Source organism: Streptomyces sp. NPDC001002 (genome assembly GCF_053599215.1).
The window spans coordinates 25,489-38,891 of the sequence record NZ_JBSFLV010000012.1; the positions used below are offsets into that span (position 1 = coordinate 25,489).

A 13,403-nucleotide genomic window follows, 5' to 3' on the forward strand; every position below is an offset into this window, starting at 1 on the left:
TGCGTTCTTGAAACGTACGTGGAAACGTACGAGGGCGAAGGGAAACACGTGACACGCAAGACGGTGCGTATCGCCATGAACGGCGTGACCGGACGCATGGGCTACCGCCAGCACCTCGTCCGCTCGATCCTCGCCCTGCGCGAGCAGGGCGGACTCGACCTCGGCGACGGCACGGTGCTGTGGCCCGAACCGATCCTCGTCGGCCGCCGCGAGTACGCGCTGAAAGCGCTCGCCGACCAGCACGGCCTCGACCCGCAGAACATCTCCACGGACGTCGACGAGGTCCTCGCCGACCCGACCGTCGACATCTACTTCGACGCCCAGGTCACCTCGGCCCGCGAGGAGGCGCTCAAGAAGGCCATTGCGGCCGGGAAGCACCTCTACACCGAGAAGCCGACGGCCACCGACTTCGAGGGCGCGCTGGAGCTCGCCCGGCTCGCCGACGCCGCCGGCATCAAGCACGGCGTCGTCCAGGACAAGCTCTTCCTGCCGGGCCTGCTCAAGCTCAAGCGCCTCATCGACGGCGGCTTCTTCGGACGGATCCTCTCCATCCGGGGCGAGTTCGGCTATTGGGTCTTCGAGGGCGACTGGCAGGCCGCCCAGCGCCCCTCGTGGAACTACCGCTCGGAGGACGGCGGCGGCATCGTCGTCGACATGTTCCCGCACTGGGAGTACGTCCTGCACGAACTGTTCGGCCGGGTGAAGTCCGTCCAGGCCATCGCCACCACCCACATCCCGCAGCGCTGGGACGAGAACGGCAAGCCCTACGACGCCACCGCCGACGACGCCGCCTACGGCATCTTCGAACTCGACAGCGGCGCCATCGCCCAGATCAACTCCTCCTGGGCCGTGCGTGTCAACCGCGACGAACTCGTCGAGTTCCAGGTGGACGGCACGGAAGGGTCGGCCGTGGCCGGGCTGCGCAACTGCCGCGCCCAGCACCGCAGTTCCACCCCCAAGCCGGTCTGGAACCCGGACCTTCCCGCCACCGAGGTCTTCCGCGACCAGTGGCAGGAGGTCCCCGACAACACCGACTTCGACAACGGCTTCAAGGCCCAGTGGGAGCTCTTCCTGCGCCACGTCTACGCCGACGCCCCCTACCACTGGGACCTCCTCGCCGGCGCCCGCGGTGTCCAACTCGCCGAGCTGGGGCTGAAGTCGTCGGCCGAGGGCCGCCGCTTCGACGTACCGGAGATCACGCTGTGACGATCCGACTCCCGGACTTCAAGGGCGGGTTGCGGGACTACGACCCCCGCCCCGAACCCCTCGCTCTCAACCCCGGCGCCCCCTTCACCTCTCGTACGGTCTTCTCGGCGGCGCATGTCGTCGCCGACCCGTACGCGGACGTGTCGCCCGACTCGGCCGCCGCCGTCGACTGGGACGCCACCCTCGCCTTCCGCCGCCACCTGTGGTCGCACGGGCTCGGGGTCGCCGAGGCGATGGACACCGCCCAGCGCGGGATGGGCCTGGACTGGGCGGGCGCGGCCGAGTTGATCCGCCGAAGTTCCGCAGAGGCCAAGGCGGTCGGCGGCCGCATCGCCTGCGGTGTCGGCACCGACCAGATCACCGGCGGCACCCTGGCGGACGTACAGGCCGCCTACGAGGAGCAGTTGGCCCTCGTCGAGGAGTCGGGCGCGCAGGCCATCCTGATGGCGTCCAGGGCGCTGGCGGCCGTCGCCAAGGGGCCCGAGGACTACCTTGAGGTCTACGGCCATCTGCTGCGCCAGGCCACCGAGCCCGTCGTCCTGCACTGGCTCGGCCCGATGTTCGACCCGGCGCTGGAGGGCTACTGGGGCTCGTCCGACCTGGACGCGGCCACCGACACGTTCCTCGACGTCATCGCCGCGCACCCCGACAAGGTGGACGGGATCAAGGTGTCGCTCCTGGAGGCTCAGCGGGAGATCGACATCCGGCGCCGGCTGCCGCAGGGCGTGCGCTGCTACACCGGCGACGACTTCAACTACCCCGAGCTGATCGCGGGCGACGAGCAGGGCTTCAGCCACGCGCTGCTCGGCATCTTCGACCCGCTCGGGCCGCTGGCGGCGGAGGCGGTCCGCGTCCTCGACACGGGGAACGTCGACGGCTTCCGTCAACTCCTCGACCCGACCGTCGAGTTGTCCCGCCATCTCTTCCAGACCCCGACCCGCTTCTACAAGACGGGCGTCGTCTTCCTCGCCTGGCTGGCCGGCCACCAGTCCCACTTCACGATGGTCGGCGGCCTGCAATCGGCCCGCTCCCTCCCGCACTTCGCCCGCGCCTACGAACTCGCCGACGGCCTGGGCCTGTTCCCGGACCCGAAGCTGGCGGAGGACCGGATGCGGAACCTGCTGTCCCTGTACGGAGTTGCCCAGTGAGCGATCTCGCCCGCTTCAGCATCAACCAGATGACGGTCAAGCAGCTGTCGCTGCCGGAACTGGCCGACGCCTGCGCCGAGTTCGGCGTCACCAACGTCGGCCTGTGGCGCGAGCCCGTCCAGGCGTACGGCCTCGACGCCACCGCCAAGCTGGTGCGCGACGCGGGTCTGACCGTCACCACCCTGTGCCGGGGCGGTTTCCTCACGGCGATCGAACCGGCCGAGCGTGCGAAGGCCCTGGACGACAACCGGCGCGCGGTCGACGAGGCCGCCACGCTCGGCACCGACACCCTGGTCCTGGTCTCCGGCGGACTGCCGGCCGGCTCCAAGGACCTGCGCGGCGCCCGGGAGCGGATCGCCGACGCGCTGGGGGAGCTGGGCCCGTACGCCGAGTCCCGTGGCGTGAAGCTGGCCATCGAGCCGCTGCACCCGATGTACGCGTCCGACCGCTGCGTGGTCTCGACGCTCACCCAGGCGCTTGACCTCGCGGAACGCTTCCCGGCCCACCAGGTCGGCGTCACGGTCGACACCTACCACATCTGGTGGGACGACCGGGCGCCCGAGCAGATCGCCCGGGCCGGCGCCGGCGGACGTATCCACACCTTCCAGCTCGCCGACTGGACCACCCCGCTGCCCGAGGGCGTCCTCAACGGGCGCGGGCAGATCGGGGACGGCTCGATCGACATGCGGGAGTGGAAGGGCTACGTCGAGGCCGCCGGGTACGCCGGTGCCATCGAGGTCGAGCTGTTCAACGACGGGCTCTGGGCGCGGGACGGCCGGGAGGTGCTCGCGGAGACGGCTCGGCGCTTCCTGGAGAACGTAATGTGAGGAATTCTTCACACAGGCTCTCCTTAGAAATGCAGATCAGGGTGCATGCATTGCGCATGCACCCTGTGCTTTTGCTGTAAATCCGGCTTTTCGCAAGTCGCCGGGAACCGCATCTTGCCTGGTCGTGTCTATACGATCGACCCCGCCGCAGGGTCGAGCAAACCGCTCGAATTGCGGTTGGAAAAGGCCCGTAAAAACAAGGAGTTCCCTGTGAACATGCGAATCGCCACCGTTTCCGTGATATCCGCCGCGCTTGTCGCTACCGGCGCCACCGCCGCCGTGGCCGCGCCCGCCGAGGCCCCGGCGCCGAAGGCGACGATCACCCTCAAGGCGAGCGCCACCAAGATCAAGCTCGGCGACGTCGTCACCTTCACCGGCAGGACCGCCCACCTGAAGGAGGGCAGCAAGGTGACACTCCAGATCAAGGACGGCGCCAAGTGGGTCTCCCTGCCCGCGTCCTCCAAGGTCAACCGCAGCGCCTACAAGCTGACCGACAAGTTCCAGAAGAAGGGCGTCGACGTCCTGCGCGTCAAGGACGGCAGTGCCGTCTCCAAGCCGGTCTCGGTGACCGTCCGCTAGTGACGCGGGAGCGGTGACACGACAGCTGCCCCACCCCGTCCGATCCGGGGTGGGGCAGCTGTCTGTGATTCTCCTACGAGCCCATGAAAAAAATCTGAGAACGCCGTGCAACCCTCCCGCCACCTCGCGGGTCGTACTTGGCATCAGGACCTTTGGAGGGGGATCTGGGGGGATCGCGGGGGTTCTGATAAGTGGAGGGGAAAGCCGAGGGGCCCGGTCGACGGACGGGGCCCCTCGAAGCTTTCCCGGGTCAGCGGGAGCGCCTTGGCGGACGGCGGCTCAGAAGAAGACCCCGCACCTCAGCAGCACATTCGCGTACGGCCGTGCCTCGCCCGTGCGGACCACCAGCCGCGCCCCCGCCGACAGCTCCTTCAGCCGCTCGTGCGGGACCAGTTCCAGGTCGGGGAACTCGCGGGCCAGGAGCGAGGCCGTCGCCGGATTGGCCTTGCGGATCTCCTTCGCCGCCGTCGCGCCCTCGACCACCAGCTCGACCAGCAGCCCGTCCAGGACCTCCGCGAAGGACGGAGTGCCGGCCCGGAAGGCGAGGTCGACCACGCGCGGTCCGGCCGGGATCGGCATGCCCGCGTCGCACACCAACACCTCGTCGCCGTGGCCCAGTTCGGCCAGCGCGCCGGAGAGATGACGGTTGAGGATGCCCGCCTTCTTCACAGCGCCTCGACCTCCTCGGCCGTCGGGAAGGACACCTGGGCGCCCTCCTTGGTGACGGCCGCCGCCCCGACCCGGGCCGCGTAGGCCGCCGCCTCGGCGAGCTCGGCGCCCGCCGCGAGCCGGAAGGCCAGCGCACCCGTGAACGCGTCACCCGCGCCCGTGGTGTCCACGGCGTCCACCTTCACGGACGCGATCCGCTCCACGCCCGCCGAGGACGCCACCAACGCGCCCTCGGCGCCCAGCGTCACCACCACCGAGCGCGGCCCCTTGGCGAGCAGCAGCTTGGCCCAGTCCTCAGGCCGGTCGCTCACGCACGCCTCGCCCAGGACCACCCGCGCCTCGTGCTCGTTGACGATCAGCGGGTCGCAGGCCGCCAGCACCTTGGGCGAAAGCGGCTGCGGCGGCGAGGGGTTGAGGACGAAACGGCTGTCCGGCGCCAGGTTCCGGACCACCTCCTCGACCGTCTCCAGCGGGATCTCCAACTGGACCGAGACCACCCGGGAGGCCTGGAAGAGGCACTCGGCGGCCCGGACGTCCGCCGGCTTCAACCGGCCGTTCGCACCCGGCGACACGACGATGCTGTTGTCCCCGGAGGGGTCCACGGTGATCAGCGCGACCCCCGTCGGCGCCTCGCCGACCAGCACGCCCACCGTGTCGACCCCGGCCGTCCGCTGCGAGTCGAGCAGCAGTCTGCCGTACGCGTCGTCGCCGACCCGGGCCAACAACGCGGTACGGGCCCCCAGCCGGGCGGCCGCGACCGCCTGGTTGGCGCCCTTGCCGCCCGGGTGCACGGCGAGGTCGCCGCCGAGCACCGTCTCGCCCGCGTCCGGGCGCCGTTCGACGGCGATCACCAGGTCGGCGTTGGCCGAGCCCACGACCAGAAGGTCGTAGTCGTACATGAAGGACTCCCCTGAGAGATGACGAGAGACGCACCCGCTGCCGGCCGGTGGTGAACCGGCCGCGTTCTCCTTGTCAGCCGGTGAAGCCGGCCACGTTCTCCTTCGTGACCACCTTCACCGGGACCTTGATCGTCTGCTGGACCTTCTTGCCCTGGATCGCCTTGAGCGCGTTCTCCACGGCGATCTTGCCCAGCTGGGTGGGCTGCTGGGCCACGGACGCGTACAGCGAACCGCCCTTGACCGCGGTCAGTCCGTCCGGGGTGCCGTCGAAGCCGACCACCGAGACCGACTTCCCGGCCTTGGAACCCAGCGCCTTGATCGCGCCGAGCGCCATCTCGTCGTTGGCGGCGATGACGCCCTGGACGTCGGGGTGGGCCTGGAGCAGGTTCGACATCACGTCGAGGCCCTTGGTGCGGTCGAAGTCGGCGGGCTGCTGTGCCACGACCTGAATGCCAGGGTAGGCCTTGAGACCGTCGGAGAAGCCCTGAGCGCGCTCTCGGGCGGCCGAAGTGCCCGCCTGGCCCTGGAGGATGACGATCTTGCCGGAGCCGCCGAGCTTCTCGGCGATCGTCTTGGCGGCCAGTTCACCGCCCGCGATGTTGTCGGAGGCCACCAGGGCGTCCACGGACGCCTTGTTGACGCCCCGGTCGACGGCGATGACCGGGATCTTCGCCTTGTCGGCGGCCTGCACGGAGTTGCTCGCCGCGTCCGAGTCCACCGGGTTGACGATGATCGCGCCGAGGCTCGAACTGGTGAAGTTCTGCAGCTGGTTGGCCTGCTGGGAGGCGTCGTTCTGCGCGTCCGTGACGGTCAGGTCGACGCCCAGCTTCTTCGCCTCGGCCTGGGCGCCGGCCCGGATCTGCACGAAGAAGGGGTTGTTGAGGGTGGACAGCGACAGACCCATCTTCGGCTTCGACGAGGACGAGTCGTCGTGCAGGAAGGAGGTGGCGCCCACGATCGCCACGGTGACGACCGCCGCGAGCGCGTACGTCCCCGCCTGCTTGCCCCTGTTGCCTCCGGTGCCGGCCGCCACCGGGGTCGCCCCGGCCTTGCGGCGCAGCGTGTCGAGCAGGACCGCGAGCGCGATCACGACGCCGATGACGACCTGCTGCCAGAAGGCGGACACGTTCAGGAGGTTGAGGCCGTTGCGCAGCACCGCCAGGATCAGCGCGCCGATCAGCGTGCCGGACGCCTTGCCGGTGCCGCCCGCGAGGGAGGCGCCGCCGATGACGACCGCGGCGATCGCGTCCAGCTCGTAGCCGTCGGCGGCCTGCGGCTGCGCCGAGGACAGCCGGGACGCGAGCACGATGCCCGCGACGGCGGCGAAGACACCGGACAGCGCGTAGATGGCGAGCTTCTGCTTCTTCACGCGCAGGCCGGACAGCCGCGCGGCTTCCTCGTTGCCGCCGATCGCGTACATCGAGCGGCCGATGTACGTCCGCCCCAGCACGAACGCGGCGATCAGCCCCATCACGATCATGACCAGGACGGGCACCGGCAGCCAGCCGCCGAGCGTGTCGCCGAGGTGGGAGACCGAGTCCGGGAAGGGGATCGGCGAGCCGTCGGAGACGACCAGCGCGAGACCTCGGGCCACCGAGAGCATGGCGAGCGTCGCGATGAACGGCGGCAGCTTCCCGTACGCGATCAGGAAGCCGTTGACCAGGCCCGCCGCGATGCCGGTCGCGACGGCGAGGATCACCGCGATGACGACCGGTACGCCGTGCTGGGTGGCGCTCCAGGCGAGCACGGTCGCGGAGAGGGCGGCGACCGAGCCGACCGAGAGGTCGATGCCGGCCGAGACGATGACGAAGGTGACGCCGAACGCGAGGACGGCGGTCACGGCCGCCTGGACGCCGACGTTGAGGAGGTTGTCGGTGGTCAGGAAGTCCCCGGACAGCGCCGACAGGGCGATGACGAGGACGATCAGCGCGGTGAGCGCGCCGTTGTCGAGCAGGAGGCGGCGCAGCCCGCTCGTGGCGCCACCGGCGCCGGTCGTGCTCTTGAGCGTGTCAGTGGCCACGGTCGGCCTCCGCTTCGGTAGTGACGTTGGAGACATTGCTGACGGCGAGGGACATCACCGCGTCCTGCGTGGCCTCGTCGGCGGTCAGTTCGCCCGCGATCCGGCCCTGGGCCATCACCAGCACCCGGTCGCTCATGCCGAGCACCTCGGGCAGATCGCTGGAGATCATGAGTACGGCCGCGCCCTGAGCGGTGAGTTCGTTGATCAGCTGGTAGATCTCGACCTTCGCGCCCACGTCGATCCCGCGGGTCGGCTCGTCGAGGATCAGCACCTTGGTGTCGGCGAGCAGCCACTTGCCGATGACGACCTTCTGCTGGTTGCCGCCGGACAGGGTGCGCACCTGCTGGCCCAACCCGGCCATCCGCACGCCCAGTTGCCCGGCGATCCGCGCGGCGGCCGTGCGCTGGCCCTTGAGGTCGACGAGCCCCGCGTGCGTGGCGGCCCGCATGGTGACGAGCCCGAGGTTCTCCTCGACGGTCTGGTCGAGCACGAGCCCCTGCCCCTTGCGGTCCTCGGGAACGAGCCCGATGCCCGCGGTCATCGCCGCGTTGACGTCGTGCCGCCGGACCGAGGAGCCGGAGACCTTCACGGCCCCCTTGTCGTACGGATCCGCCCCGAACACGGCCCGCACCACTTCCGTACGCCCCGCACCGACCAGTCCGGCGATGCCGACGACCTCGCCGGCCCGCACCTCGAAGCTGATGTCCTGGAAGACACCGTCCCGGGTCAGCCCCTCGACGGTGAGCAACGCGCCGCCCGCGTCGGGCCGTTCGCGCGGATACTGCTGCTCGATGGAGCGGCCCACCATGAGGCGTACGAGTTCGTCCTGGGCCGTGGTCGCGGGCACCTGGCCGACCGACTTGCCGTCGCGGATGACCGTGACCCGGTCGCCGAGCGCGGCGATCTCCTCCAGGTGATGGGTGATGAAGACGATCCCCACGCCGTCCTCGCGCAGCGAGCGCACGATGGCGAAGAGCTTCTCCACCTCCTCGGAGGTGAGCACGGCGGTCGGCTCGTCCATGATCAGCACGCGCGCGTTCAGGCTGAGCGCCTTGGCGATCTCGACCATCTGGAGGCGCGCGATGCCGAGTTCACGCACACGCGCGCGTGGCGAGACATTCACGCCGACGCGCTTGAGCAGCACCTCGGCGTCGGCCTCCATCCGCTTCCGGTCGATCATCCCGAGGCGGCGCGGCTGCCGGCCCAGGAAGATGTTCTCGGCGACCGTCAGATCGGGGACGAGGTTGAACTCCTGGTAGATGGTGGCGATGCCCAGCCGCTCGGCGTCCTGCGCCCCGCGGATGTGCGTCTCCTCGCCGTCCACCAGGACCCGGCCCCCGTCGGGGTGGTAGGCGCCCGACAGCATCTTGATCAGCGTGCTCTTGCCGGCACCGTTCTCGCCGAGCAGCACGTGCACCTCGCCCCGGCGCAGGTCGAAGTCGACGCCGTCGAGCGCCACCACGCCGGGGAAGGTCTTCCGAATGCCCTCGATGCGCAGCAACTCGTCCTTGATGCGCGGCAACTCGTCCTCGTTGCTCACGACTGGCTCCTGTTCCTTGCGGGGGCCGGCTCCGGTGAAGCCGGTGGCTCGCCGCACGAGCGGCGTACGACGAGACGGGCGGGGAGGGTGACGGACTTCGGGGTCCGCCCCTCGATGGAGTCGACCAGCGCGCGTACGGCGGCCCGCCCCAACTCGCCCGTGGGCTGGGCGATCGCGGTGATCGGCGGATCGGTGTGCACGAACCAGCGGATGTCGTCGAACGCGGCGAGCGCGAGGTCCTCGGGGACCCGCAGACCACGCGCGCGTACGGCGTCCAGCGCGCCGAGCGCCATCAGGTTGTCGGCCGCGAACACGACCTCGGGCGGCTCGGGCAGGTCGAGGAACCCCTCGGTGACCCGCCGCCCGCTCTCGGCCTGGAAGTCGCCCTGGCCGATGTAGGCGTCCGGCAGCGGGATCCCGTACTCGCCGAGTGCCTCCCGGAAGGCCTCGACGCGTTCGCTGCCGGTGGTGGTGGCCGCGGGCCCCGCGATGATCGCGAGCCGCCGGTGGCCCAGCCCGTGCAGATGCGCGACGAGGTCCCGTATCGCGGTCCGCCCGTCCGCTCGGACGACGGGCACCTCGATCCCAGGGATCCACCGGTCGACGAACACCATCGGCGTCCCCGCGCGCGCGGCATCCACGATCGACGGCGATCCGCCGTCGGTGGGGGAGACGAGCAGGCCGTCGATACGACGGTCCAGCAGCGTCCGTACGTGGTGATCCTGCAACTCGGGCCGCTCGTCGGCGTTCCCGATGATCACGCTGTACCCGAGCGCGCGGGCCGCCTCCTCGACGGAGCGGGCCAGTTCGGTGAAGTACGGGTTCATTACGTCGCTGATGACCAGGCCGAGGGTGTGGGTCTGGTCGGTGCGCAGGGAACGGGCGACGGCGTTCGGGCGGTAACCCAGCGCCTCGACGGCGGCCTCCACACGCGTGCGTGCGTCCGCGCTGACCGAAGGATGGCCGTTCAGCGCCCGCGACACCGTGGCGACGGAGACCCCCGCCTCGGCGGCGACGTCCTTGATGCTCGCCATCGCCGTTCCACCTCCTCGTGGAATCGATTACATCGACGTGCACCAAGGATTGGAATCGATTACACGACGGTTAACAAGACCCTGTGACCGGATCGTGATGTTCCGGGTGGAGGTGTGGATGCGTGGCGGTGCGGAGTCCTGGCGGCGGAGAGATTCAGTCGGCCGGACCGACCGCCCCGGCGCCCTCCAGCGGCCGCCGGTACCGCACACCGGGCTTCCCGGCCACCACCTGCTCGCCGACCAGCTGGAACCCGTTCCGTTCGAGAACCGTCCTGGACGCCGTGTTCCCGACCGACGCACTCGCGATCAACTCGCTGAGCCCGTACGCCCCGGCGGCCAGCCGGCACACCTGCGAGACGGCCTCGGTCGCGACCCCGCGGCCCGCCGAACGCTCCCCGATCCGGTACCCCAGATCGGCGCTGCCGTCCTCGACGTCCACGAGATTGACGCGACCGATCAGCTCGCCCCGCCCGTCGACCACCACATGGAAGTGACAGACGCCGGCGTCCTGCTCGGCGAGCCGCTCGCCGAGGATGGCGGCGAACTCCGTGAAGTACGCGTCCCCACGATCCGAGACGAACCGCGCGAAGTAGGCCCGGTTGGCCCGCTCGAAGGCGAGCAGTGCGGACGCGTGATCGGCCCGCAGGCGCTCCAGTCGTACCCCGTCCGTGAACATGAACGGGAGCCTAGGGACGGGGCTCTGGCGCCGCATCCCGATTGTCGGCGGCGGCTCGCGTGGGATGATCCGTCCATGAGCGGCGACCTGGACGTGAGTGCTCTGGCGATCAACGTCACGATTCCGGAGGCGCTGCGCTGGACGGACACGCGACGCGGTGAGGCGTTCACGCTGACCACGCTCAACGTCCGGCTCCTCCCGGACGGCCGCCTCGCCGTGAAGGCCTACGGCCGGCCGGTCGCCGGCGGTCGGGCCGGATACGTCTCGTTCCCGGTCCCCGACTCGGCCGAACTGGCGGCGCTGGTCACCGAAGCCGCCGGACGCGCAGGGGAGTTGTGGGCCGCGCATCGCGGTCTCGGCTGAGCCCGTCCCGACCGGATCCGCACCTCCCCGCCCGCTGTCACACCCTCCCGGTACCGTCGGATCATGCCCAACACCCAGGGAACTCCGGCACAGGCGGGCGAGCGTCGGCTCGCCACCCTCGAAGGTGTCCTGGAGCGGATCACATACGCCAATGAGGACACCGGATACACGGTCGCCCGCGTCGACACCGGCCGAGGAGCGGGCGATCTGCTCACCGTCGTCGGCGCGCTGCTCGGCGCGCAGGTCGGCGAGTCCCTGCGGATGGAGGGGCGTTGGGGCTCCCACCCGCAGTACGGCAAGCAGTTCACCGTCGAGAACTACACGACGCTGCTCCCGGCCACCGTCCAGGGCATCCGGCGCTACCTCGGCTCCGGCCTGGTCAAGGGCATCGGGCCAGTCTTCGCCGACCGCATCACGCAGCACTTCGGCCTCGACACCCTGACGATCATCGAGGAGGAGCCCAAGCGGCTCATCGAGGTGCCAGGCCTCGGCCCCAAGCGCACCAAGAAGATCGCCGACGCCTGGGAGGAGCAGAAGGCGATCAAGGAGGTCATGCTCTTCCTCCAGACCGTCGAGGTCTCCACGTCCATCGCCGTGCGCATCTACAAGAAGTACGGCGACGCCTCGATCTCGATAGTGAAGAACCAGCCCTACCGGCTCGCCTCCGACGTCTGGGGCATCGGCTTCCTCACCGCCGACAAGATCGCCCAGTCCGTCGGCATCCCGCACGACAGCCCGGAGCGCGTCAAGGCGGGCCTGCAGTACGCGCTGTCCCAGGCGACCGACCAGGGCAACTGCTACCTCCCCGAGGAACGCCTGATCGCCGACGCGGTCAAGCTCCTCCAGGTCGACACGGGCCTGGTCATCGAGTGCCTCGCCGAACTCGCCCTCCCGGACGAGGACTCCGGCGAACCCGGTGTCGTACGGGAGAAAGTGCCCGCCCCCGACGGCGGCGCGGACCCCGTCACCGCCGTCTACCTCGTGCCCTTCCACCGCGCCGAACTGTCCCTCTCCGCCCAGCTGTTGCGCCTCCTGCGCACCGACCAGGACCGGATGCCCGCCTTCCGGGACGTGGCCTGGGACAAGGCACTGACCTGGCTCAAGGGGCGTACGGGCACGGATCTCGCGCCCGAGCAGGAGGCCGCCGTCAAGCTGGCGCTGACCGAGAAGGTCGCCGTGCTGACCGGCGGTCCGGGCTGCGGCAAGTCCTTCACCGTGCGCTCGATCGTGGAGCTGGCCCGGGCCAGGCGGGCCAAGGTCGTGCTCGCCGCGCCCACGGGCCGGGCCGCCAAACGGCTGGCCGAGCTGACCGGCGCCGAGGCCTCCACCGTGCACCGCCTCCTTGAGCTGAAGCCCGGCGGGGACGCGGCCTACGACCGGGACCGGCCGCTGGACGCCGACCTGGTGGTGGTCGACGAGGCCTCGATGCTGGACCTGCTGCTCGCCAACAAGCTGGTCAAGGCGGTCCCGCCGGGCGCCCATCTGCTCTTCGTCGGGGACGTCGACCAGCTGCCCAGCGTCGGGGCGGGGGAGGTGCTCCGGGACCTCCTCGCCGACGGCGGCCCGATCCCCGCCGTGCGCCTCACGCGCGTGTTCCGCCAGGCCCAGCAGTCGGGCGTGGTGACGAACGCGCACCGGATCAACGCCGGACAGCACCCGGTCACCGACGGCATGAAGGACTTCTTCCTCTTCGTCGAGGACGACACCGAGGAGGCCGGCCGCCTCACCGTGGACGTGGCGGCCCGTCGCATTCCGGCCAAGTTCGGGCTCGACCCGCGCCGGGACGTCCAGGTGCTCGCGCCGATGCACCGGGGACCGGCGGGCGCGGGCAACCTCAACGGCCTGCTCCAGCAGGCGATCACCCCCGGCCGCCCCGACCTGCCCGAGAAGCGGTTCGGCGGCCGGGTCTTCCGCGTCGGCGACAAGGTCACCCAGATCCGCAACAATTACGAGAAGGGCAAGAACGGTGTCTTCAACGGCACCGTCGGCGTTGTCACCTCGCTCGACCCGGTCGACCAGCGCCTCACGGTGCTGACCGACGAGGACGAGGAGGTTCCGTACGAGTTCGACGAGCTGGACGAACTGGCCCACGCGTACGCGGTGACCATTCACCGCTCGCAGGGCAGCGAGTATCCGGCCGTGGTCATCCCGGTCACCACGGGCGCGTGGATGATGCTCCAGCGGAACCTGCTCTACACGGCGGTCACCCGGGCCAAGAAGCTGGTGGTGCTGGTCGGTTCGCGCAAGGCGATCGGCCAGGCGGTACGCACGGTGTCGGCGGGGCGGCGGTGCACGGCACTCGATTTCCGGCTCATTTCAAAAAATGATCGATCAAATGAGTCATGAAGGTCACAGAGCACTTCCGGTCCGGGGATGAACCGGGCAAGATGAGAAAGTTGGCGGCACTCAGTGCCGCCGATAGGCCCGATGGTCGACCCCGAG

Annotated in this window: 12 protein-coding genes; 6 read left to right on the plus strand and 6 right to left on the minus strand. The window is 70.1% G+C overall.

The features are described 5' to 3' along the window. Positions 1-48 precede the first annotated feature (48 nt). From ACWDR3_RS08630 to ACWDR3_RS08645, 4 genes are all read left to right on the plus strand, one after another. Entirely contained in the window at positions 49-1,206 is a 1,158-nt protein-coding gene (locus ACWDR3_RS08630; protein ID WP_450351719.1) for a Gfo/Idh/MocA family protein, read from the plus strand. Then, positions 1,203-2,354 carry a dihydrodipicolinate synthase family protein gene (locus tag ACWDR3_RS08635; protein WP_450351720.1) on the plus strand — a complete coding sequence of 384 codons (1,152 nt, stop codon included), beginning with the start codon at positions 1,203-1,205 and terminating at the stop codon, positions 2,352-2,354. Before ACWDR3_RS08630 ends, ACWDR3_RS08635 begins: the two co-directional genes overlap by 4 nt. Beyond that, positions 2,351-3,181 (plus strand): sugar phosphate isomerase/epimerase family protein, encoded by an 831-nt coding sequence (locus ACWDR3_RS08640; RefSeq protein ID WP_450351721.1) that lies wholly within the window; start codon positions 2,351-2,353, stop codon positions 3,179-3,181. Before ACWDR3_RS08635 ends, ACWDR3_RS08640 begins: the two co-directional genes overlap by 4 nt. A 216-nt stretch (positions 3,182-3,397) precedes the next feature. After that, a complete protein-coding gene (locus tag ACWDR3_RS08645; protein ID WP_450351785.1) occupies positions 3,398-3,760 on the plus strand; it encodes a hypothetical protein in 363 nt (120 codons plus the stop codon). A gap of 279 nt (positions 3,761-4,039) precedes the next feature. Here the strand turns inward: ACWDR3_RS08645 and rbsD are convergent, their stop codons facing one another. The 6 genes from rbsD to ACWDR3_RS08675 all read right to left on the minus strand — a co-directional run bounded on the left by rbsD (position 4,040) and on the right by ACWDR3_RS08675 (position 10,598). Then, the gene (rbsD, locus tag ACWDR3_RS08650; RefSeq protein WP_450351722.1) at positions 4,040-4,429 is read right to left on the minus strand and encodes a D-ribose pyranase; all 390 of its coding nucleotides are present in this window, start codon (positions 4,427-4,429) and stop codon (positions 4,040-4,042) included. Continuing rightward, positions 4,426-5,328: a ribokinase gene (locus ACWDR3_RS08655; protein ID WP_450351723.1), complete on the minus strand. Its 903-nt coding sequence runs from the start codon at positions 5,326-5,328 to the stop codon at positions 4,426-4,428. Before ACWDR3_RS08655 ends, rbsD begins: the two co-directional genes overlap by 4 nt. A gap of 73 nt (positions 5,329-5,401) precedes the next feature. Continuing rightward, a complete protein-coding gene (locus ACWDR3_RS08660) occupies positions 5,402-7,348 on the minus strand; it encodes an ABC transporter permease/substrate-binding protein (protein WP_450351724.1) in 1,947 nt (648 codons plus the stop codon). Beyond that, positions 7,338-8,888, minus strand: coding sequence for a sugar ABC transporter ATP-binding protein (locus tag ACWDR3_RS08665; RefSeq protein WP_450351725.1), 1,551 nt, complete (start codon positions 8,886-8,888; stop codon positions 7,338-7,340). Before ACWDR3_RS08665 ends, ACWDR3_RS08660 begins: the two co-directional genes overlap by 11 nt. After that, a complete protein-coding gene (locus tag ACWDR3_RS08670) occupies positions 8,885-9,922 on the minus strand; it encodes a LacI family DNA-binding transcriptional regulator (protein WP_450351726.1) in 1,038 nt (345 codons plus the stop codon). The genes ACWDR3_RS08665 and ACWDR3_RS08670 overlap by 4 nt, the downstream gene beginning before the upstream one ends. 154 nt (positions 9,923-10,076) lie before the next feature. Beyond that, entirely contained in the window at positions 10,077-10,598 is a 522-nt protein-coding gene (locus ACWDR3_RS08675) for a GNAT family N-acetyltransferase (RefSeq protein ID WP_450351727.1), read from the minus strand. A 75-nt stretch (positions 10,599-10,673) separates the two neighbouring features. Between ACWDR3_RS08675 and ACWDR3_RS08680 the strand changes: the two genes are divergently transcribed. Together ACWDR3_RS08680 and recD2 are read left to right on the plus strand one after the other, a co-directional pair. Further along, positions 10,674-10,961 carry a hypothetical protein gene (locus tag ACWDR3_RS08680; RefSeq protein ID WP_450351728.1) on the plus strand — a complete coding sequence of 96 codons (288 nt, stop codon included), beginning with the start codon at positions 10,674-10,676 and terminating at the stop codon, positions 10,959-10,961. A 63-nt stretch (positions 10,962-11,024) separates the two neighbouring features. Beyond that, positions 11,025-13,307 (plus strand): SF1B family DNA helicase RecD2, encoded by a 2,283-nt coding sequence (gene recD2 / locus ACWDR3_RS08685; RefSeq protein WP_450351729.1) that lies wholly within the window; start codon positions 11,025-11,027, stop codon positions 13,305-13,307. Positions 13,308-13,403 lie beyond the last annotated feature (96 nt).